Here is a 22,197-nt window from a genome sequence, read left to right as displayed (position 1 = left end):
TATTGTTCATGGCTAAATCTGTAACGCTCCAAAATATATCGAAGGCTTTCTTGAACGATAAAGGGGAACGATCGTACGCGGTAAAAGGGGTGGATCTCAACATCGGGGAGGGAGAGTTCGTTACCCTTCTCGGCCCGTCGGGCTGTGGAAAAACGACGACACTTCGCATGATCGCCGGATTTGAGGACATCACCGAGGGGCATATTTACTTCGGAAATGAAGCGGTGGACCAGATTCCCCCGAACCGAAGAGACTGTACGATGGTGTTTCAATCCTATGCCCTGTTTCCTCATTTGAACGTCTTCGACAACATCTCGTACGGGCTTAAGATTAAAAAGATGTCCAAACCCGATATCATCTCGAAAGTTGAATCCGTATTGGATATAATGAATCTGCGAGATTATCGGGATCGGATGCCCAATCAATTGTCGGGCGGGCAGCAGCAGCGGGTGGCCTTGGCCCGAGCGCTCGTGATGGAGCCCGGCGTACTGCTGTTCGACGAGCCGCTGTCTAACCTGGATGCCAAGCTGCGCCTGGTCATGCGGGATGAAATTCGGCGGATTCAACAGCAGATCGGCATTACGGCGGTTTATGTTACGCATGATCAAAGCGAAGCGATGAGCATGAGCGATAAGGTTATCGTTATGAATAAAGGGAGAATCGAGCAAATGGGTACGCCGATGGAGATTTATCAGCGCCCCAAAACACAGTTCGTGGCGGACTTTATCGGGACCGCCAATTTTATGGAGGGTACGGTCAAAGGGACGGAGGAAGGCAGGCTGCTGGTGGATACGGCCGCTGGATTATTGCGGGTTCACCGGGACGGTTTTAAGACGGGGGACCGTGTGACCGTCGTGATCCGACCGGAAGCCGTATCGTTGGGAAACGGGCCGGAGCGTAAGGGTATCGTGCAAAAAAGCGTGTTTATGGGACAAACGCAGGAATACGAAGTACAGTTTGGAGGCCAGCTGTTCCAAATAACCGAGCACAATCCGATCCAGGAAAAGGTCCATGCGGTCGGAGCCTCCGTTTCCGTGCAATTTGCCGAAGATGCGCTTCATGTGATTTAACCCAACACAGTGAACTCGGGACGACATCAGGAAAAGGGGGACGGACGGCATGAAACGAATAACGTTAGGCGTACTTCTGCTGTCCCTTCTGTTCACATTATTGTCGGCCTGCGGCAAGGAAAGACAAGGAACGTTAACGGTATACGCCGGTTTGTATGAGGATCATGCCATAAAGGCGATCGAAACCTTCCAAAAACAGACCGGCATCAAAGTGAATTATGTGCGTATGTCGAGCGGGGAAATTCTGGCGCGAATCCGCGCGGAGCGGAATGCGCCGAAAGCCAGTATATGGTATGGCGGGCCGGCGGATACCTTTATTCAGGCGAAGACAGAGGGTTTGATGGAGCCGTACAATTCCAAACAGGCCGAGTCGATCCCTCCGGAGTATCGGGACCCTGACGGGTATTGGACAGGCATTTACATCGGTTCCATCGCCTTTGTGTCCAACAAAACCTGGCTGCAGGAGGTGGGGCTGCAAGCTCCTCACTCGTGGAGCGACTTGCTGAAGCCGGAGTACCGCGGGATGATTTCCATGGCGGATCCCCGTTCATCGGGAACGGCCTACACGACGATGGCTACGCTGGTGCAGTTGTTTGGCGAGGATGAGGCGTTTGATTACTTGCGGCGGCTTCATCGGCAAAGCATCGTTTACACTACATCCGGTAGCGTTCCCGGTCGAACGGTGGGCATGGGGGATTCGGGAACGGCTGTCATGTTCGCACATGATGCACTCAAATACTACAAGGAAGGGTTCCAGGATCTCATCATTAGCTTCCCTAATGAAGGAACCGGATATGAAATCGGAGCGGTCGGCGTCATCAAAGGCGGGCCGAACCAGAAAGAGGCCCGGGAGTTCGTCGACTGGGCGTTGAGCAAGCAGGCTCAGGATCTGGGCAAGCAGGTCGGGAACTATCAGCAGCTGACCAATCCGGACGCTGTTCCTCCCGAAGAAGCCATCCCTTTGGAGAAGCTGAACGCCATTCCATACGACCTTGAATGGGCCGGAAGGAACCGCGAACGCCTGATCCAAAAGTGGACCACTCGAGTGTTGGGTTTGGGAGATGAATAGTAAGCGTTGAACATTAGGCTTTATCGTTTTTTTTTGGTACGGAATATGCGAATCCCCCTGTCCTGTCCTTCCCTTATTGCATAAGATATCATGCGGCGGGAACCGGAATCGTCCACCGTGGATGGTCCGGTTAACCCGCATTCGGGAGAGGCAGGACGGAGGAGGTTTTGCAGGTGGGCTACCATTATACGGCGATCGGGGATTCATTGACGACGGGGGCGGGAGCTTGGCTTAGCGGCGGATTTGCCCCCGTCTATCGGCGCATGGCCGAAAGACGTCTCCATACCTCGGTAAACTATGAGAATTTAGGGATTAACGGGTTGACCTCACAGAGGCTGCTTGCCAAGATTCAGGGGGACCCGCGCTTCCGGGCGGCGATCCGGCGGGCCGATATCATCACCGTATCGATCGGCGCGAACGATCTCCGGCCTTATGCCGGAGCCGTCCGCGGCGGATCCCGGCTAGACGCTTCCCGCATCCCGCAAGCGCTGGGCCGGACGAAGGAGAATGTGAGGCAAATTGTCCATGACCTGTACCGGATAAAATACGGGCAGCCCAGGCCGTTCATCATTCGGATGGTAGGCGTGTACAACCCCTTTCCGAACAGGGAAGCGGGAAGGTACGCGCGTCAGTACAACTCGTTTCTCTATTCCCTGGGCGGGCCGAATTATCGTGTGGCCGACATTTACTCGGCGTTCGAAGGCAACGAAAGGAACTTGCTCTTTTTGGATGGGGTTCACCCGAACGCGAGGGGCTACCGCGTCATTGCCAGGGAACTGGACCGGCTTGGCTACATGCCTTTGCGGTAAGTGTGGAGAAATGTGTCGAATAAATGGAAGGAAGGCCGACCAGTTATACTGGTTGGTTTTTTTTGCGGGCAAGTAGTTGACAGCGAGAAAGAGAAGGATATAATTAAGTCAAATGGTAACAAATAACATCCCAGTAACACTCCACCGTAATGATTTTCTCCAAAGGGTCTACTTCAGCCAATTGAGCAAACGCTTGCATTAATGCATTTATTCGGCAGTTATGCCTCTTCCTACTTTTCTGCACCTCACCGTTAGATGGCGTACTCAGGGTTTTCATGATGACACGTTTTTATTCTCAAAAATGCAAACGATTGCGCGATTTCTCGTTTTGTATGAATGCATGGGTTAATACGAAAACAGGAGATGAGATTAAAGATGGAGTCGATTTCCTTGGTCCAGGTATTTGTAAGCGTTTTATTTGGTGTATCATCAGCGTCCAAACTAAGTAAATTGTCATCCTTCAGAGACACGCTAAGGCAGCTGAGAATCGTTCCTTTATGGGCGAAAAGAGCTGGAGCCGCCATTCCCTTGGCCGAGTTGGCCGTTTGCGTGTTGTTGTGGTTTCCTATGACATTGCGATTTGGTGCGGCGCTTGCTCTGCTTCTGCTCTGTTCCTTTGCTTGGGGGGCCTGGAGAGCCAAAGGCAGAATGGTGATCTACCAGTGGTTTGGGGGGCTTATTTCGGAAAAGTTCAGCATGGCGCTGTATACCAGACATTTTGTCCTCTTCCTCTTGAGCGTTTATCTTCTTGCTTCGCCGGTCTCGTCCGCACGGGCCTCGGCTTCTTTTGGGGAAATAGCGCTGGCGGTGCTCTCCTCCGTAGGGATCTTGGTGATTTATGCGCTGGGTTTAACGCTGCGACAGTACCATCAGCTCTACCAGGAATAGCACAACAACCGACTAAAGGAGTGACACGTTATGCCGAACATGTATGAAATCTCATATTTGCTCTTGTGGGTCATTGTGATTCTGATTTCTTACGTCGTGATTGTCATTTTAAAGAGCGCCATCACAGCCAGAAGTATGCTCTATGAACAACAAGAGGGTTTGCCGGAAGGGGCGGAGTTTCCGCTTGGGGGCCGCATTCCCATGGACGGACGAGCCGTGCCCCTTAAGGACCATGGCAAGCTCGGCACACTTATATTTTTGACTTCTTCCCAATGCTTGGCCTGCAAAAAGCTGTACTCGGTCATTAACGATGTACAGAAGAAAATGTCGGTGTATCAGTATCTGTTCATGATGTCCGGTCCGGAGGACGAGGTAAACGCCGTCATTAAGGAGTATGAACTCCAGGTTCCGATTATTCATGTGGAAAATTTCAAGGATCTGCAAACTCCCTTCGTTCCGTTTGGATACTATGTGTCCCCGGATGGCTTGATCCGAGCGAAAGGAATTATAAATAACGAAGGCCATCTGCAAGCGCTGGTCTCGCATGGGGAAGAGCGAGTTTCGGCGTAAGGGGAAGGGCCGGTGGATCGATGAAATGTCGGTTCCTTGAACTGAGTTAGCTAAGGCGATTCCAGCCTTACCTATAAAAAACCTCTTTGAAAGGAGGTGAAAAATTATGTGCTCCGGATCTTATTTGTATACGTATTGTCAACAGCTTGAATATCCTTGCAATGGAACTACTAAGCAACAATCGTGTCAATACTATTCTAGCGGCTGCTCCGTTTGTAAGTGCGGGTGTTAACTAAGCAACAAAATGAAGATGTCTGCTGTCCGATATAGACAGCAGACCTTTCATTTATTATGGAGTGATGGACCAAATGCAGGTAGTGTATTGGTTAAAGTGATAATTCATCAATATGATTCGGGCCAACGCCCAGATGCAAACCTAAGAAGAAAGAGTGTAGCCGAAGTGAACCATAAGGGAGTCCTTCGAGGATTGCTGATTGAGATCGTTCCGTTTATATGGAGGTCGGCCCCTGTCCGATTGGCCGTGATGATGGTCATTCGTACTTTGGAGGCTTTGCAGCCGGCGGTTCAAATTTACCTGACCAAGCGGCTGGTGGAGCAAGCTTCCCTTTTGTTTCAAGGGAATAAGGAAATGCTGCTGCCCGCGCTGACGACGATCGGTTGGCAGGCCTTGTTTTTTCTGACCGCTCTGGGCTTAAGGTCGCTTTCCCATATGCTTCTTCTGGTCATCAAGCAAAAAGCGCAGTTTCGATTGGACCGGGAGATCGCGGAAAAATGCTCCAGACTGGATTATATTTACTTCGAGCAGTCCGAATATTACGACCGCCTGCAGAGAGTCACTCAAGGACTGGCTTATCGCGGGCTATCCGTGTTGGATCATTTTTTTCTGGTCCTGCAAAGCCTCATTACGTTAACTTCACTGCTTGTGGTTCTGGCCGGGTTTCATAGGATGCTGTCCGCAGGCGTACTGTGTCTGATTATCCCTTCCTTCTTAATCAATATGAAGCTGGGTCAAAAAAGATACAAACAGATGATCGCCCAAACGCCTTCGAGCCGCAAAGTCCATTATTTCATGGGCTTGATGACCGGCAGGGAGTCCGCCAAAGAAATGAAGCTGTTCAAGTTGTATCCTTACATCATCGACCAATGGGGAAAGTTGTATTGGAAAAATGCCAGGGAAAAGGCTGCTTTAGAAAAGTCGGGGCAATGGCTCGGCGGTTTCTCCGAGTTTTTCTCCTATGCGTTTACGGCGCTTTCCACCGTGATCGTCCTTCTAATGAGCGATACGGGCGGTCTGACGATCGGGGTTTTTGTGGCCATGATCCAGACCGTGACGACAGCCAAGGACAGTGTGATGCTGATCGCCGCCAATCTATCGGGCATTTACGAAAACGCTTTGTTTACCAGCGAACTGATCCAATTTATGCATCTGTCGGAGAAGAAACCGAAGGATCGCACGGATTTACCGGAGCTATCGCCCGAACCTCGTGAAGCGGTACAAAAGGGCCTTGTGGTAGAGGGGTTGAGCTTCACCTATCCCAATCAGCGGACGCCGGCTTTGGCGGATGTCGGGTTTCACGTCAAGCCCGGACAGCGTGTGGCTATTGTCGGACACAATGGAGCCGGAAAGAGTACGTTGGCCAAATGCCTGCTTGGCCTATATAACCCTCAATATGGAAGAGTGCTTTGGAACGGCAAGGAGATTTCCATGGATGAGGAATACAAGCCGCTCAGTGCCGTTTTTCAAGACTTTATGCAGTACCAATTAACATTGAAAGAAAATATCGGATTCGGCCGGATTTCAGCGCTGGAGGACCAGGGCCGGTTGGAGATGGCGGCGGTCAAGACGGGAGTGGATTCGATTTCCCGCTCGCTTCCGTATGGATATGACACGCTTCTGGGCTACGAATATGAAGGAGGCAAAGAGTTGTCCCAAGGACAATGGCAAAAGGTGGCGCTAAGCCGTTCCTTTTTTAATACGGATGCCGAGCTGGTTATATACGACGAGCCCACTTCCGCATTAGACCCTATTGCCGAGGCCGCTTTGTTTGAACGATTTTCGGAATTGGTGGAAGGGAAAACGAGTATCATGATCTCCCATCGGCTCGGAAGCTGCCGCCATGCGGATCTGATTCTGGTGCTGAAAGACGGACGCCTAGTAGAACAGGGAACGCATGTGCAACTGCTTCAGCGCCAAGGGGAGTATGCGCGCATGTATGAGGCCCAGTCCCAATGGTATGACATGAACGGAGTGATCGCATGAGAAAAACGCTGGATTCATTAAAAACGCTATTTGTTTCCTCTAGAGGCAAGGCGCAGAATACGGCGCTCACGGAGGGTGGGATCCCCCGGGGCGGGAATGTCGGCGATTATCTTCCTTTATTTAAAGGAAGGGACCAGATGGGAAGGAAAGTGAGGTCGGAGACGTTTCCCGGCCGGGTCACGAAGCTCATTTTTTTAAGCGATAGCTGCGCCTCGTGTATTGAAGTGCTAAAGCTCCTGGAGCATTCCCCCCGAACTAACCACTGTCTGGTTATAAAGGGGGATCCCGAGCCTTACTCAAACGCCGATTTGGAGGATATATCGTATGAATTTCCTATTTTCAGGTCATCCAGGGTCGTATCGGTGTTTGGAATTCAGCGTGTCCCCACTATTGTAACAGTAGGCGCAGAGGGACGCATTGAGAGAGTCGACGAGTTGGCCGATCCCGGGCAGTTGGGGGATCACTTGGAGGCGTCCTCTCCGGGTTGGCCCGGACGTGATCAGGGACTGCCTGTGAGTATGTTTCCGGACTCTCTATCGCATGAGGGGAAAGCTCTGGAGGGAGCAAGGAGCGTGATTCGTGACCAAGGTCCGGCGCTCGGCAGTTTCATTCCCAATAGAGAATACGTGGACCGGAGCGGCAGAGTATTGAGTATGCACTCCATCCAGGGTATGAAAGTGCTGCTGTTTATTTCGATGCACTGTGTCCGATGCTTGGAACTGGTGGCTGAGCTTCAGGAAATACAACAGCCCTCCGCCCGCTTTCTTCTGTTTTCTACGGGGAACGATGAAGACCATCAGGAGCTGGACGAATTTCTCCAGCGGAAGTGGCCCATCCTAGCTCTTTCTCCGGAGCAAATGGAGAGCGACTTTCTCATCCGAACCTTTCCTTTCGTCCTGGTTGCCGATGAACATCAGCGGATATGCCATAAAGGAACGGTCTATACCTCGCGTGAATTGGTTGAACTGGCTGGAATACGCGGAGGGGCAGCTTCAGGGTATCTTAATAAATGATGCGAGGAGGGACATGATGATGAATCCTTTATATTTAGACTATTGCGCTTCCACGCCTCTGCACCCCCGAGTGTTTCAGACCATGCTGGATTCCGCCCGGGATTGTTATGCCAACCCGTCATCCGTGCATGATATGGGATTTAAGGCCCGTCTTCGGGTGGAGGAGTCTAGAGAGAAGATAGCCCGGCTGCTTCAAGTCCAACCTGCGGAAATTATATTTACGTCCGGGGCCACGGAGAGCAATAACCTCGCGATTTTGGGCGTCGTTCGAGCCTGGATGAAGAAGACGGGGCGAACTCCCCATCTTATTATGTCGGAGATTGAGCATTCATCCGTTTATCAATGCGGTAAGCAGCTGGTTGAACAAGGGGCGGAGGTGTCGTTTCTTCCCGTCAATCGCAACGGGACTGTTGATCCGACTTCCGTGAAGGACGCGCTCCAAGCCAACACCGTTCTTGTGAGCGTGATGCATGTGAACAATGAAACAGGGGCCGTACAGCCCATCGGGGAAATCGCGGAGGTACTCCGATCGATGCCGGACGTTTTATTTCACGTAGATGGTGTACAGGGGTTTGGCAAAATACCGGTGGAACTTGAACCTATCGACCTCTATACCCTGTCGGGCCATAAAATCGGGGGGCCGAAAGGCATCGGGCTGCTTGTGGCCAAAGAACATATCGAGCTCGAGCCACTCATGTACGGCGGGGAGCAGGAACAGGGCGTGAGACCGGGAACGACCCATGTTCCTGCGGTGTTGGGACTCACCGAAGCCATCGCGACGGCCTTGGAGGAACGCGAGGAAAAGGCGGCGTACTTAACTTTGCTGCATAAATCGGCGTATTCCGGGCTGGCGGCGATACCTGAGCTGGTGATAAACAGCCCGGAGCCTCCGGATTCCTCGCCGCATATCATCAATTTTTCGTATCCGAAAAAAGGTGTGACTTCAGCGATGATGATCAGTATGCTGGGCAAGCGCGGCATCATGGTCTCCTCGCAGTCCGCCTGCTCGTCAAAAGCCAAGCAAAGCCGCGTACTGATGGCCATGACGCAGGATGAAGCGATTTCTTCCAGCAGCATCAGACTCAGTTTTCATGAGGACGTGAAACTCGCGGATGTCGAATATTTGGTTGCTTCCATTGAACAAACCGTTGGTGAGTTAAAGGTGAAAAATAAATTCGATCTGCTGAAGAAGCAGCTTGCACACAAGTGATGAATACCTAATTGCCGTACGAATCAAGATGCTGCCAATCCCCTCGATATCATGGTATAATCTCAAGCAAATACCGATGTGTTAAACGTTAGTCATATCTGACTTTTGGGTAAATTACGGGAGGTTGGCATAACATTGAAACTACTTGGGGCTGTTGAAGCCGGAGGAACCAAATTCGTATGCGGGATCGGTCATGAGGACGGTACCATTCTGGAGCGCGTCAGTTTTCCGACCACGACGCCGGAAGAGACGATGGGACAGGTGCTCGATTATTTTCGGGACAAGCCGGTAGAAGCGATCGGCATCGGCTCATTCGGCCCGATCGATCCGATTCCGGGAAGCCCGACCTATGGTCACATTACGACGACTCCAAAGCCGCACTGGAGCCACTATAATATCGTGGGAACCATGCAGGCGGCAAAAGGCTGCAAGGTCGGCTTCGACACGGACGTCAACGGGGCGGCGTTAGGAGAATTGCGCTGGGGGGCGGCCCGGGGGCTGGACAACTGCCTGTACATCACAGTCGGAACCGGCATCGGGGCCGGAGCCGCCCTGGGCGGGGGGCTGATTCACGGCCTGTCCCACCCAGAGATGGGACATATCCTATTGCGGCGCCACCCGGATGACACCTACGAAGGCATTTGTCCCTATCATGGGGACTGCCTGGAGGGCCTGGCTTCCGGGCCGGCGATCGTGAAGCGGTGGGGCGTGAGTAACGGGGCGGATCTGCCGCCGGAACATCCGGCTTGGGAAATGGAAGCCTATTACCTGGCGCAAGCCTTGATGAACTACATTTTGATTCTTTCCCCGCAGAAAATTATAATGGGCGGCGGAGTGATGAAGCAGAGTCAGCTCTTCCCGCTGATTGCCGATAAGCTCCAAACCCAGCTGAACGGGTACATTCAGCACCCGAGCTTGCGGGAACATATCGGCGGATATATCGTGCCTCCGGGACTGGGCGATAACGCCGGGCTCGCGGGCGCCTTGGCTTTGGCGGAGGCGGCTTTGCGGGGCTGACCCCGGTGGTGTAGGCCGGACGGCCGCCGCATGCCTTAGCGGAAGGCTTCGTTGGACGGGATTACGGTCTGGCGGGGCCTTTTTTGTTCCTCTTTTTTTGGCGTGATGCAGTATAGTAACGATGTGATGGAACCGGGACGGGAAAGCGTAAGCGTTAGGTAAATCCGGTTCATGGCATTCGTAAAAAGACAGTGATATAATAAACGAGATTTGTGGAACATTCGAGAATGAGAACGTGACCGCAAGTGAAGACTTAGCAATAAAACCGGAGGGACAAACCATGGCAAAACTGGTGATATGCGATCACCCCTTGATTCAACACAAGCTGACATTTATCCGCGATATGCGGACGAACACAAAGGATTTTCGCGAATTGGTGGATGAGGTGGCCACACTGATGGCCTATGAAATTACGAGAGAAATTCCGCTCGAATCGATCAAAGTGCAGACGCCGGTGGCCGAAGCCGAATCGCGGGTCATTTCGGGCCGGATGCTGGGACTCATTCCTATTTTACGTGCGGGACTTGGGATGCTTGACGGCGTTTTGAAGCTGCTACCGGCCGCTAAAGTGGGCCATGTCGGGCTGTTCCGCGATCCGCAAACGCTGCAGCCTGTCGAATATTACGTGAAGCTTCCTACCGACGTGCAGGAACGCGAGCTGATCGTCATCGATCCTATGCTGGCTACGGGCGGTTCGGCCATTGCGGCGATTGAGGCGCTGAAGAAGCGCGGTTGTACGCAAATTAAAATGATGAACCTGATCGCCGCGCCGGAAGGCGTCAAAGCGGTACAGGACGCTCACCCGGATGTGGACATCTACGTGGCCGCGCTGGACGAGCGGTTGGATGAGCATGGTTACATCATTCCGGGTCTGGGCGATGCCGGCGACCGGTTGTACGGAACGAAATAAGAGAAGCTCTTTTAAGGAAGGGAACCGCTATGTCTAAAATCAAAGTGATGACGGTCTTCGGCGTAAGGCCGGAGGCGATCAAGATGGCTCCGCTTATCCTGGAGCTGCAAAAACACCCCGAGGATATCGAATCGGTGGTTTGCGTCACGGCACAGCACCGGGAGATGCTTGATCAGGTGCTTGACGTGTTTCGCATCGTTCCGGATTATGATCTTGACGTGATGAAGCCGAACCAAAGTCTGAACGAAATTACGCTGCGCGTACTGGAGGGGCTCGAGAAGGTTCTGCGTGAAGCGAAACCGGATATCGTGCTCGTGCACGGAGATACGCTGACGACCTTTTTGGCCAGCTACGCGGCCTTCCTCCAGCAGATCAAAATCGGGCATGTGGAGGCCGGACTGCGTACCTGGAACAAGCTCTCTCCTTATCCGGAAGAGATGAACCGGCAATTGACCGGAGTTTTGGCGGACCTGCATTTTGCGCCAACGGACTGGTCGGCTGGGAATTTAAGGAAGGAAAATAAACCGGAGTCAAGCATATATATCACAGGCAATACAGTAACGGATGTGTTTCAATATACTGTACAGCCAAGCTATAACAACTCCGTGCTGGAGTGGGCCGCAGGGAAGCGGCTTATTCTGATGACCGCTCATCGGCGGGAGTCGCAGGGCGAACCGCATCGGAATATTTTCCGGGCCGTAAAAAGAATCGCGGACGAATTTGAAGATATCGCCATCGTTTACCCTGTACATCCCAGCCCTGCGGTGAAAGAGCCGGCATATGAAACTTTGGGCAACCATCCTCGTATTAAACTCATCGAGCCGCTGGATGTGGTGGATTTGCATAATTTTTATCCAAAAACCCACCTTATTTTGACGGACTCCGGCGGTTTGCAGGAAGAAGCGCCGTCTTTTGGCGTTCCTGTCCTTGTGCTCCGCGATACGACGGAACGTCCCGAAGGGATCGAAGCGGGTACACTGGAACTGATCGGCACGGATGAGGAGATGGTATATGAGCGGACAAAGGCGTTGCTCACCGATCGCGAGCTATATGAATCTATGAGTCGGGCTGCGAACCCGTACGGTGATGGGAAAGCATCGGAACGAATTGTCAATGCGATTCGTCACCATTTTGGAATTATAAGCGATCGTCCGGAGCAATTTCACAGAAAATTCACAAAGTAAGCAAAATAGGTTTTGCTCCCAGGCACAAAAAAGTATACAGTATTACTGTACGGTGTATGCTGCTGCATCAGGAATGCAAGGTCGAATTTAACATTTCGCAACTTTAAATCACTAAAAAACCTCAATTGACAAGAAGTCTTCACAATTAGTAAAATAAATTGGGATTATTAGGGTGATGGAATGGATGATCCGACAAAACCTGACAATAACGGCGGCCCCTGGAAGGCTGTCGCCTTGGTGACGGCGCTGGGGGCAAACCTTGCGGTATGCGCTGTGGGAGGATATTACCTCGGTTCCTGGATGGATCGACAATGGTTTGAAAACGGTCTCGGCATCGGTCTGGGCGTTCTTGTCGGTCTGGCTGCGGGAATCATGGGGATTATCGCTCTGATCAAGTCGGTCATGGGGGGAAATGATGGATGAACTGTCGAAATACCAACGTGCTTTGACAGTCGGAACCCTGGTTTTCCTGATGCTCTGTTTTCTCGGAGGCGCTCTGCTGCCGAAATATCAAAGCATTTTTCTCGGAATCGCGCTTGGCTCGGCCGTGAGCTCGATCAACGCGGTTTACCTGGGCCGAAAAGTACGGCAGGTGTCGGAAGCGGCCTTGAACGGCGGCTCCAAACGACTGAATTTAGGTTTTCTGACTCGGGTGGCTCTGGCGGTTCTAGCGGTTTTTGCCGCGATCAAAAACCCTCAATTTTTAAATATGTATGCGGTTGCCGGAGGCCTGGTCTTTGCACAATTCTATCTATTGTTAATAGGTATCCGATTTTCCCGTAAGCCAGAGTAGGACATTCAACCTTAGAATGGGGGTGAGAAAACATGCATGAAGCTCCGATTATTGATCTGGGCGGTTTTCGCCTCGATCTGTCCATCGTCATTATGCTGGTGGTTACCTGCGCGATCGTTTTTATCGTCGCCAAGCTGGCTACCCGGAATCTGTCGGTGGAGAATCCAGGCAAACTCCAAAATTTCCTGGAATGGGCGGCGGAATTTGTCCGGAACATGATCTCAAGCACCATGGACTGGAAGAAAGGCAAGCCGTTTCTTTCCCTCGCCATGACGATGATTATGTTCATCTTCGTCGCGAACATGCTCGGCCTTCTGTTTGGGGTTGTCACCGAGTATACTGACGCTGATAAAGCCAAGATTTTCGGGAAAGAGATTATCTCAGTTACGGAAGTTTTGCATGAGCAGCATGAGAAACATCCGGGCGAGGAAGCTCACGCCGAGGTGGCCTGGTGGAAATCGCCGACTGCCGATGTCAGCGTGACGATGGGATTGGCTTTGCTCGTGTTTTTGCTTTCCCACGGTTTGGGTCTGTTTAAGAACACGAAGAATTATTTGAAGCACTACGTCCAGCCTTACCCGTTATTCCTACCGATAAACCTGATTGAACAACTATCCAAGCTGGTCACGCACGGTGTCCGTCTCTTCGCGAATATTTTCGCCGGAGAGGTGTTGATCTCCACCATTATGACCTTGGCTAAAGCGAGCGCTATGGGAGCTATCTTCTCGGTGCCGCTGCTGATGGTATGGGATGGTTTCAGTATTTTCGTCGGCGCGATTCAGGCCTTCGTCTTCGTAATCTTGATGATGGTATACATCTCGCAGAATCTTGAAACTCATGACGAGCATTAGTTTCAACTTAAGGTGTGAAGCCATCTTCACCCTGATTGAACATAAAATTTGATTTTTAATTCTAAGGAGGATATACAAAATGGGAGCAATGGCATTATTGGCAGCAGCTATCGTAGCAGGTTTGGGCGCGTTCGGCGCTGCATTGGGTAACGGTATGGTTATCAGCAAAACGGTGGAAGGCATGGCTCGTCAGCCAGAAGCGAAATCCACTCTGCAAACGACTATGTTTATCGGCGTAGGTTTGATCGAGGTACTTCCGATCATCGGTGTGGTCTTGGCATTCATGTTCTTTGGTAAGGCTTAATTGAATCTAAAAAAGAACTGGCGGGGAAGGCCACAGCCGTCCGCGCCTTCTTTTTAGCCCGCATGGGCGGGAAGACATAACGGATGGGCTTCGGAAAGGAGTGACTTTGATTGAGTTTCATATGGGAAAACACCGTCATCGCGCTGATCGCGATCGGGATTTTATACTTTTTGCTGAATAAATACGCTTTCGGTCCGCTCTTCTCCGTGATGGAGAAACGCCGGGAATTGGTGCAGCAGCAGCTTAACGAAGCCGCACAAACCCGTGAACAGGCGGCAGCCTACGTGGAAGAGCAGAAATCGGCTCTTCAGGAAGCGCGTAAAGAAGCTTATGAGATTATCGAACAGTCGAAGCAAACGAGCAGCAAGCAGGCCGCACAACTGCTGCAGCAGGCGAAGGAAGAAGCGGAACGCTTGAAGGACGAAGCGGTACGCGATATCCAAAGCGAGAAGAACAGAGCGGTCGAGCAGCTTCGCAGCGAAGTGGGCGCCGTGTCCGTCAAGATCGCATCCAAGTTGATCGAGAAGGAAGTCAGCGAGGAGAAGGTGCAGGGCGAGCTGGTTGACCAGTATCTTAAAGAGGTCGGTGGCCGCTCATGAGCCGCGAGATCGTAGCCGCCAAACGTTACGCCAAGGCGCTGTATGAGATCGCCGCGCAGGAAGGCCGCACGCTGGAAGTAGAGAACGAGCTGAAAGCGCTGGCGTCCTCTTTTAAAGCCGGCGATGAAGTTGAGAGATTTATCGCTTCTCCCAATATTTCGTCGGAGACCAAGTGGGAACTGATTTCCCGGGCGATCGAAGGCAAATTGTCCAAACCGGTGGTATCTTTAATGAAGCTATTGGTGGAGCGCGGAAGAACCGAACTGCTTCCCGAGCTGTTGGAAGGGTACATTCAAATTTCCGGCGAGGCTTTGGGTATGGCTAACGCTACGGTTTATACCACGTATCCTTTGAACGAAGAAGAGAAGCGGCAGGTAGAAGCCGAATTCGGCCAGCTTGTGAACAAAAAGATCCGCATCGATAACGTGATCGATAAAGATCTGTTGGGCGGCATGAAGGTCAGAATCGGCGACACGCTGTACGATGGAAGTTTGGCCGGCAAGCTGGAACGGCTTGAGAAGTCTTTTCGAAGACAAGCACTGTAGATAGGGGTGAAACACTTGAGTATCAGACCTGAAGAGATCAGTTCACTGATTAAGAGTCAGATTGAACAATATAAATCGGAAATTGAAGTGGCCGAGGTTGGCACCGTTATTCAAGTAGGCGACGGTATCGCCCGTGTCCACGGACTTGAGAACGCCATGGCTAACGAACTGCTTGAGTTTGAGAATGGCGTGTTTGGCCTTGCGTTGAACCTGGAAGAAAGCAATGTCGGTGTCGTTATCCTGGGACCGTACAGCGAAATTCGCGAAGGCGATCAAGTGAAACGTACGGGGCAAATTATGCAGGTTCCGGTGGGCGAAGCGCTGCTGGGCCGCGTTGTTAACCCGCTCGGTCAACCGGTCGACGGTAAAGGTCCGATTGCGACCACGGAATTCCGTCCCGTTGAAAATAATGCCCCTGGCGTTATTGAACGGAAATCGGTACATGAGCCGATGCAAACCGGGATCAAGGCGATCGACTCGATGGTTCCGATCGGCCGCGGCCAACGGGAACTTATCATCGGGGACCGTCAAACCGGTAAAACGGCAATTGCCCTTGATACGATCATCAACCAAAAGGGCAACGGCGTAAAATGTATTTATGTCGCCATCGGGCAAAAGCAGTCCACCGTTGTCAACGTGGTGGAAACGCTCCGCCGCCATGGTGCGCTCGATTACACGATCGTCGTTACGGCTTCCGCTTCGGAACCGTCCCCGCTCCTGTATATCGCGCCTTATGCCGGGGTAGCCATGGCCGAGTACTTTATGTACAAAGGCGAGCACGTTCTGATTATTTATGATGACTTGTCCAAGCAAGCCGCGGCTTACCGCGAGTTGTCCTTGCTGCTCCGTCGTCCTCCGGGCCGCGAAGCTTACCCGGGTGACGTGTTCTATCTGCACTCCCGTCTCTTGGAGCGTGCGGCAAAGCTGAGCGATGAACTCGGCGGCGGTTCGATCACCGCGCTTCCGTTTATCGAAACGCAAGCGTCCGACGTATCCGCCTATATTCCGACCAACGTAATCTCCATTACGGACGGTCAAATCTTCCTGGAGTCCGACCTGTTCTATTCCGGTCAGCGTCCGGCGGTCAACGTCGGTATTTCCGTATCCCGGGTAGGGGGCTCCGCCCAAATCAAGGCGATGAAGAAGGTAGCGGGTACGCTCCGTCTCGACCTTGCCCAATATCGTGAGCTTCAGGCGTTCTCCCAATTCGGTTCCGACCTCGACAAATCGACGCAAGCGCGTCTGACCCGCGGTTCCCGGATGATGGAAATTCTGAAGCAAGGCGTCAACCAACCGCTGCCGGTAGAGGAGCAGGTTATCAGCCTTTATACGGCAGTCAAAGGTTATCTGGATGACATCGCGCTCGGCGATGTGCGCCGCTTCGAAGCGGAATTCCTGTCGTTCGTGAAGAACCAGCATGACGAAGTGCTGCAGTCGATCCGCGATACGAAAGATCTGACGGCCGATAATGAAGCGAAATTGAAGGAAGTTATCGAGAAGTTCAAAAGGGGCTTTGCGGCTTCCGTATAATAAATAGCGCATAAACCGGCCCTGGCTTTTTGCCGGAACGCCGGTTTGTGACTATGTTTTGGCTCTGCCAAAACTTGAGATGATGCTTTCGAAGTAACTTTGGCTCCGCCAAAGTTTTAAGGTGGTGAAATCATGGCAAAAGGGATTCGCGAAATAAAACGCCAGATCAAGAGCATTCAGAATACCCGTCAAATCACGAAGGCGATGGAGATGGTGGCTTCGGCCAAGCTGAGAAAGGCGCAGGAAAAGGCACAGGCTTCACGCCCTTACGTCGAGAAGCTGAAGGAAGTGGTGACCAGCATCGCGTCCGGCTCGGACGGCGTCTCTCACCCGATGCTCGTTTCGCGGGAAATTAAGCGTACGGCATACATCGTGATTACGTCCGACGGCGGATTGGTTGGCGGTTACAACGCGAACCTGCTCCGTATGGTAATGGATGAAATCAAGCGCAAACATGCCTCTACCGAAGAGTACGGTTTGTTTGTGATGGGACGGAAAGGCCGCGACTATTTTATCCGCCGGGGACTTCCTGTGGTTGAATCGGTTACGGACCTGTCCGACACGCCTAAGTTCGCCGACATTAAATCGCTGGCTTTCGCGGCGGTGCAGGGTTTTGAACTTGAGCAGTATGACGAGGTGTACCTCTGTTACAGCCGCTTCATCAACGCGATTACCCAACGGCCGACGGTGGATCGTCTGCTTCCGTTCGACAAGGTGGAGCAGAACCACGACGTGAAGGCCGAGGTGGAATATGAACCGTCACCGGAAGCGGTTCTGGAAGTGCTGCTGCCGAAATATGCGGAAACGCTGATTTTCAGCGCCCTTCTGGAAGGTAAAGCGAGTGAGCTCGGTGCGAAAATGACAGCGATGGGCAGTGCGACGAAGAACGCCACGAAGATGATCAATGAACTTACTCTGACTTATAACCGTGCGCGTCAAGCGGCCATTACCCAGGAGATCACGGAAATTGTGGCAGGCGCGAACGCGCAAGGCTAATTAAGCCAGGTTCGGGCAGCAATAAGCCGGGGGATTCCTTGAAGGCAAGCTTTTTTCGTTGGGAGAAAGCCCTGCTTCAGGAATCTTTCACGGCCTAATACGGTTTGAATACAGTTTGCGGATGGGCAAAGCTCAGGATAATCTTCCGAGTAGTTTTGTTGTGAACTTTTTCATGTGCCCCGCAAAACTTTTAGGAGGGAACGAAAAAAATGAACAAAGGACGCGTTGTTAGCGTAATGGGTCCGGTTGTTGATATCGAGTTTGACCGCGGTCAACTGCCGGAAATCTTTAACGCCATCAGAATTGTGAAGCAAAACGCGGAGGATGGGAAGGGCGATCTGATGCTGGAAGCGTCCAACCATCTGGGCGACAACCTGGTCCGTTGTATCGCGATGTCGTCGACGGACGGTTTGGTGCGCGGTACGGAAGCCGAAGATTTGGGTTCGCCGATCTCCGTTCCCGTTGGGGAAGTAACCTTAAGCCGGGTTTTCAACGTGCTTGGGGAAACCATCGACAACAAAGGTCAGATCGACGGGGCTCTGCGTAATCCGATCCACCGCGAACCGCCGAAATTCGAGGATCTGTCGACACAAGCCGAGATCCTGGAAACCGGGATTAAGGTTATCGACCTGCTGGCTCCCTATGCCAAGGGCGGTAAAATCGGTTTGTTCGGCGGTGCGGGTGTTGGTAAAACCGTAACGATTCAGGAATTGATCCGTAACATCGCTCATGAACATGGCGGTATTTCGGTATTTGCCGGCGTAGGGGAACGTACCCGCGAAGGTAATGACCTTTATATGGAAATGACGGAATCGGGCGTTATCGCCAAGACAGCGATGGTCTTCGGTCAGATGAACGAACCGCCGGGCGCGCGTCTGCGTGTAGCCTTGACGGGCTTGACGATGGCCGAGTACTTCCGGGATCAAGAGGGCCGCGACGTGCTGCTCTTTATCGATAACATCTTCCGTTTCACGCAAGCGGGTTCCGAAGTTTCCGCTTTGCTCGGACGGATGCCTTCGGCCGTAGGTTATCAGCCTACGCTGGCAACGGAAATGGGTCAGCTTCAAGAGCGGATCACATCCACGAAAAAAGGTTCGGTTACCTCCATCCAGGCCATTTACGTGCCTGCGGATGACTATACGGACCCGGCTCCTGCTACGACATTTGCGCACTTGGATGCAACGACCAACCTGGAGCGTAAAATTTCCGAGAAAGGGATTTTCCCTGCCGTGGATCCGCTGGCGTCCAGCTCCCGGATTCTGACACCGGAAATCGTCGGCGAAGAACATTACAATGTAGCGCAAGGCGTCAAGCAACTTTTGGCTCGTTATAAAGAGCTGCAAGATATTATCGCCATCCTGGGTATGGACGAATTGTCCGAGGACGACAAGCTGCTTGTAGCCCGTGCCCGGAAGGTCGAACGCTTCCTCTCGCAGCCGTTTAACGTTGCTGAACAGTTCACCGGCCTTAAAGGGAAGTACGTGCCGATCGCCGAAACCGTACGCAGCTTCAAGGAGATTTTGGACGGCAAGCACGACGACCTTCCGGAAGCGGCCTTCCTCTTCGTGGGTACGATTGAAGAAGCCGTTGAGAAGGCGAAGACGCTGTAAGTCGCACCGTTAGGGCGGATGCTTCAGAAATGAACATCCCGCGAACAGGAGGGATGAAAAGTGAGCACCTTTTTATTGGAAATCGTCACACCGGAGCATGTGGTCTTCTCCGAACAGGTCGAGAGTCTGACGGTCCGCGGATTGGAGGGGGAACTCGGTATTTTGCCGGGGCATATTCCTTTTGTTACCCCTTTGCAGGTAGCTCCCATTGTCGTGAAAGCCGGAGGGAAAACGAAGAACATCGCGGTGCACGGAGGCTTTGTTGAGGTCCAGGGCGATAAAGCGATTGTTTTAGCGGAGAGCGCGGAGTTGCCGGAAGAGATCGACGTGGAACGTGCCATTGCGGCGAGGGAACGTGCGGAACGCCGGTTGTCCGCCACCAAGCAGGATGTCATCGACCGCCGTCGGGCGGAGTTGGCCCTGCAGCGTGCGACGACGCGGATCAATGTTTCGAGCCGCTCGAAAGAGTAGCAAATGGGAGTCGGGCACCTGAGGGTGTCCGGCTTTTTTTGTGGGATCTTTACGTTGGAAACCGGACTTGGATAAAACCAGGAGAAATGGCGCCTTTTCAGGAATTACCTCCCCATGGAATGTCCATATTATGAATAAGGAAGCTCAAGGTTTCCAAAAATTAAATTTTCGGAAGAATAGATGAACTTGGAAGCCTTTGCAAACGAAAGAAATGCTGGATTATTATCACGCAGCCAAGTATGATATATAGGTCTATAAATTTATTTGTCTTTATCCGATATATTAGGGGAGTTATATTAACCGATCAGATCTCTGCGGCATAAATATAACGTGACAGGAGGGAGTTCATTATGAATCCGGTCGAGTCCGTCCCTGTATCGGTCGGGGTGAATGGCTTGACGGCCATACTCGTGTCTCTGGCATGCGTGGCCCTGTCTTGGTGGGCATTGCAAAACCTCAAGCTCGATTTATTCATCCGGCATCCGAAGGGACCGCAAGGCAAACTGCTTCAGTTGCTGCTTGCCGTCGTATTGGGAAGGTTCGTCGCTTCCTTCGTGCTGGAGTATTGGGGTTACACTCAAATGCTGCGCTATATGTTTTGATTCCTAAGTCTTTGGTTATATGTCTGTTAGACATTAAGGACGAGGAAGATTGTCGAATAACATCAAAACATTGTGTCAACAATGGTGAATAAGGACTACAGTACGTTTAGACGATCCTGGCTTGAAGACAGCGCCGTTTCCTCGGTATTTCTCGTCTTTTCGACAGGTTTAGAGCCTTGTGCGCCTCAAATGACCGATGATATGATGAAATTTAGGGGAAATGGTGAAAATGAACGCGCGGAGGGAACCAAGATGAGCAAATTTATCGTCCGCGGTGGCAATGTTTTGGCCGGGAACGTTAAAGTTAGCGGAGCTAAAAATTCAGTGCTGCCAATCATTGCAGCATCCTTGCTGGGCGAGGAAGGCGTAAGCATTATACGTGATGCCCCTCCTTTGGATGATGTAATGACCATAAATAAAGTATTGGAATCGCTTGGAGCGACCGTTACATACGACCGTGAAGTAATTACGGTCGATGCTCAAACTATCGCTTCATGTGAAGCGCCGTACGAATGGGTACGGAAAATGCGGGCGTCTTTTCTCGTCATGGGCCCTTTGCTGACCAGAACGGGATACACACGAATCTCATTGCCGGGAGGCTGCGCCATCGGTACAAGACCGATCGACCAGCACCTCAAAGGCTTTGAAGCGATGGGAGCGGAAATTAACCTGGGGCAGGGCTTTATCGAAGCCAGATCCCAAGGCAGACTCCGCGGGGCGAAAATTTATTTGGACGTGGCGAGCGTCGGGGCGACGGAGAACATCATGATGGCGGCCACGCTGGCCGAAGGCACCACAGTGATTGAGAATGCGGCCAAAGAACCGGAAATCGTGGATCTGGCCAATTATTTGAACGGCATGGGCGCTATCGTCCGGGGAGCCGGCACCGGCGTGATTCGAATCGAAGGCGTCGAGAAGCTTCATGGAGTGGAGCACACCGTGATCCCGGACCGCATTGAAGCGGGAACTTTCATGATCGCAGCCGCGGCAACCGGCGGTAATGTGTTCGTGGAAGGAGCGATCGCCGATCACTTGGGTCCGATCATCTCGAAGCTCGAAGAAATGGGCGTGCGCGTGGAGATTCAGGAGAATGGCTTGCGCGTTATGGCGGATAAGCCTCTAAAGGCGGTGGACGTCAAAACATTGCCGTATCCGGGTTTTCCGACGGATATGCAATCGCAGATGATGGCGCTGCTGCTGGTTTCCGAAGGAACCAGCGTAGTGACCGAAACGGTTTTTGAGAACCGCTTTATGCATGTGGATCAGTTCCGCCTCATGAACGCGGAGATTAAGGTGGAAGGACGCAGCGCGATCGTAACCGGCGGAGCCAAGCTTAGCGGAGCCAAGGTCTGCGCAACCGATCTGCGTGCCGGAGCCGCATTGATTATCGCGGGCCTGGTGGCCGACGGAACGACGGAAGTGACCGGGACTCATCATATCGACCGCGGCTACGTTCATCTGGCCGAGAAATTGTCCGGACTGGGCGCCGATATTTGGCGGATCACGGAAGGCAAGGAGGCTGTAGCCGAGAAAACGACGGTCCCAGCACAAGAGGAACTGCCGCTGTTCAAAGTCCAGCCGACCTGGGCTTGATATCGGCAAGCGTAATTCTATAGGTAAGACAACACGGACCACGCCGGAAGGCGTGGTTTTTTGTCATGTTGCTATGGGGCACAACAAGAGGAAACCCTCCTTTGGCTCATCGGAACCGAATAGCGGCTTTTTGGGTGCTTATTTTTGGGAAAAGGCGGTCCAAACCCTGTTTCGGGGGTTAGCACAAGGGAAATAAGGCCCTTGTTGACCGCTAGCGTTGCATTAACCCGAAGGGATTAATGACCGTAATCGTCTCCCTTTTTGAAGCCTGACGGGAGGATAAGGACCATTTGGGGCCCTATTTTGTCGAATTCATCCCCTCGGTGAGAAATAGCGGTCTTT

The 22,197-nt window shown here is 52.2% G+C and carries 23 protein-coding genes; all 23 read left to right on the top strand.

The annotated features are described in order from the left end of the window. Window positions 1–8: 8 nt before the first annotated feature. The 23 genes from LBW89_RS13560 to murA all read left to right on the top strand — a co-directional run bounded on the left by LBW89_RS13560 (window position 9) and on the right by murA (window position 21,855). On the top strand, window positions 9–1,070 hold the full coding sequence (locus LBW89_RS13560) for an ABC transporter ATP-binding protein (protein ID WP_225039337.1): 1,062 nt from the start codon (window positions 9–11) through the stop codon (window positions 1,068–1,070). A 49-nt stretch (window positions 1,071–1,119) separates the two neighbouring features. Beyond that, window positions 1,120–2,139 carry an ABC transporter substrate-binding protein gene (locus LBW89_RS13555; RefSeq protein ID WP_225039336.1) on the top strand — a complete coding sequence of 340 codons (1,020 nt, stop codon included), beginning with the start codon at window positions 1,120–1,122 and terminating at the stop codon, window positions 2,137–2,139. A 173-nt stretch (window positions 2,140–2,312) separates the two neighbouring features. Beyond that, a complete protein-coding gene (locus LBW89_RS13550) occupies window positions 2,313–2,948 on the top strand; it encodes an SGNH/GDSL hydrolase family protein (RefSeq protein ID WP_225039335.1) in 636 nt (211 codons plus the stop codon). Between the two features lie 336 nt (window positions 2,949–3,284). Further along, window positions 3,285–3,836, top strand: coding sequence for a MauE/DoxX family redox-associated membrane protein (locus tag LBW89_RS13545; RefSeq protein WP_318249378.1), 552 nt, complete (start codon window positions 3,285–3,287; stop codon window positions 3,834–3,836). A 30-nt stretch (window positions 3,837–3,866) separates the two neighbouring features. After that, window positions 3,867–4,406, top strand: coding sequence for a hypothetical protein (locus tag LBW89_RS13540; RefSeq protein ID WP_225039333.1), 540 nt, complete (start codon window positions 3,867–3,869; stop codon window positions 4,404–4,406). 427 nt (window positions 4,407–4,833) lie between these two features. Continuing rightward, window positions 4,834–6,627, top strand: coding sequence for an ABC transporter ATP-binding protein (locus LBW89_RS13535; protein ID WP_225039332.1), 1,794 nt, complete (start codon window positions 4,834–4,836; stop codon window positions 6,625–6,627). Window positions 6,628–6,764: 137 nt separating this feature from the next. Further along, complete coding sequence (locus tag LBW89_RS13530) at window positions 6,765–7,640, top strand: hypothetical protein (protein WP_225039331.1); 876 nt, start codon at window positions 6,765–6,767, stop codon at window positions 7,638–7,640. Between the two features lie 16 nt (window positions 7,641–7,656). Further along, window positions 7,657–8,850, top strand: coding sequence for a cysteine desulfurase family protein (locus LBW89_RS13525; RefSeq protein WP_225039330.1), 1,194 nt, complete (start codon window positions 7,657–7,659; stop codon window positions 8,848–8,850). A 135-nt stretch (window positions 8,851–8,985) separates the two neighbouring features. Further along, window positions 8,986–9,867: an ROK family protein gene (locus LBW89_RS13520; protein ID WP_148453002.1), complete on the top strand. Its 882-nt coding sequence runs from the start codon at window positions 8,986–8,988 to the stop codon at window positions 9,865–9,867. A 280-nt stretch (window positions 9,868–10,147) separates the two neighbouring features. Beyond that, window positions 10,148–10,777: a uracil phosphoribosyltransferase gene (upp, locus tag LBW89_RS13515; protein WP_148453000.1), complete on the top strand. Its 630-nt coding sequence runs from the start codon at window positions 10,148–10,150 to the stop codon at window positions 10,775–10,777. Window positions 10,778–10,806: 29 nt separating this feature from the next. Then, window positions 10,807–11,961, top strand: coding sequence for a non-hydrolyzing UDP-N-acetylglucosamine 2-epimerase (wecB, locus tag LBW89_RS13510; protein ID WP_225039329.1), 1,155 nt, complete (start codon window positions 10,807–10,809; stop codon window positions 11,959–11,961). A gap of 180 nt (window positions 11,962–12,141) precedes the next feature. Further along, window positions 12,142–12,384, top strand: a complete 243-nt coding sequence (locus LBW89_RS13505) for an AtpZ/AtpI family protein (protein ID WP_148452996.1) — start codon at window positions 12,142–12,144, stop codon at window positions 12,382–12,384. Further along, window positions 12,374–12,754 carry an ATP synthase subunit I gene (locus tag LBW89_RS13500; RefSeq protein WP_225039328.1) on the top strand — a complete coding sequence of 127 codons (381 nt, stop codon included), beginning with the start codon at window positions 12,374–12,376 and terminating at the stop codon, window positions 12,752–12,754. The genes LBW89_RS13505 and LBW89_RS13500 overlap by 11 nt, the downstream gene beginning before the upstream one ends. Before the next feature lie 32 nt (window positions 12,755–12,786). Then, window positions 12,787–13,605 (top strand): F0F1 ATP synthase subunit A, encoded by an 819-nt coding sequence (gene atpB / locus LBW89_RS13495; protein WP_148452994.1) that lies wholly within the window; start codon window positions 12,787–12,789, stop codon window positions 13,603–13,605. Window positions 13,606–13,684: 79 nt separating this feature from the next. Beyond that, window positions 13,685–13,909, top strand: a complete 225-nt coding sequence (atpE, locus tag LBW89_RS13490; protein ID WP_148452992.1) for a F0F1 ATP synthase subunit C — start codon at window positions 13,685–13,687, stop codon at window positions 13,907–13,909. A 110-nt stretch (window positions 13,910–14,019) separates the two neighbouring features. Further along, window positions 14,020–14,508, top strand: coding sequence for a F0F1 ATP synthase subunit B (atpF, locus tag LBW89_RS13485; protein ID WP_225039327.1), 489 nt, complete (start codon window positions 14,020–14,022; stop codon window positions 14,506–14,508). Then, window positions 14,505–15,053, top strand: a complete 549-nt coding sequence (locus LBW89_RS13480) for a F0F1 ATP synthase subunit delta (protein WP_213507712.1) — start codon at window positions 14,505–14,507, stop codon at window positions 15,051–15,053. Before atpF ends, LBW89_RS13480 begins: the two co-directional genes overlap by 4 nt. 15 nt (window positions 15,054–15,068) lie before the next feature. After that, on the top strand, window positions 15,069–16,583 hold the full coding sequence (gene atpA, locus LBW89_RS13475) for a F0F1 ATP synthase subunit alpha (RefSeq protein ID WP_225039326.1): 1,515 nt from the start codon (window positions 15,069–15,071) through the stop codon (window positions 16,581–16,583). Window positions 16,584–16,715: 132 nt separating this feature from the next. Then, the gene (gene atpG, locus LBW89_RS13470; protein ID WP_148452984.1) at window positions 16,716–17,579 is read left to right on the top strand and encodes an ATP synthase F1 subunit gamma; all 864 of its coding nucleotides are present in this window, start codon (window positions 16,716–16,718) and stop codon (window positions 17,577–17,579) included. A 209-nt stretch (window positions 17,580–17,788) separates the two neighbouring features. Beyond that, window positions 17,789–19,189 carry a F0F1 ATP synthase subunit beta gene (atpD, locus tag LBW89_RS13465; RefSeq protein ID WP_148452982.1) on the top strand — a complete coding sequence of 467 codons (1,401 nt, stop codon included), beginning with the start codon at window positions 17,789–17,791 and terminating at the stop codon, window positions 19,187–19,189. A 60-nt stretch (window positions 19,190–19,249) separates the two neighbouring features. Further along, on the top strand, window positions 19,250–19,660 hold the full coding sequence (locus LBW89_RS13460; protein ID WP_148452980.1) for a F0F1 ATP synthase subunit epsilon: 411 nt from the start codon (window positions 19,250–19,252) through the stop codon (window positions 19,658–19,660). A 350-nt stretch (window positions 19,661–20,010) separates the two neighbouring features. Beyond that, window positions 20,011–20,262, top strand: a complete 252-nt coding sequence (locus tag LBW89_RS13455) for a DUF1146 family protein (RefSeq protein ID WP_148452978.1) — start codon at window positions 20,011–20,013, stop codon at window positions 20,260–20,262. Window positions 20,263–20,514: 252 nt separating this feature from the next. Beyond that, entirely contained in the window at window positions 20,515–21,855 is a 1,341-nt protein-coding gene (gene murA, locus LBW89_RS13450; protein WP_225039325.1) for a UDP-N-acetylglucosamine 1-carboxyvinyltransferase, read from the top strand. Window positions 21,856–22,197 lie beyond the last annotated feature (342 nt).

The sequence above is a fragment of the Paenibacillus sp. alder61 genome, from assembly GCF_020179875.1.
Classification (GTDB): domain Bacteria; phylum Bacillota; class Bacilli; order Paenibacillales; family Paenibacillaceae; genus Fontibacillus; species Fontibacillus faecis.
The sequence above is the reverse complement of the archived record's forward strand: the minus strand, read 5'-3'. Positions and strand labels throughout refer to the sequence as shown.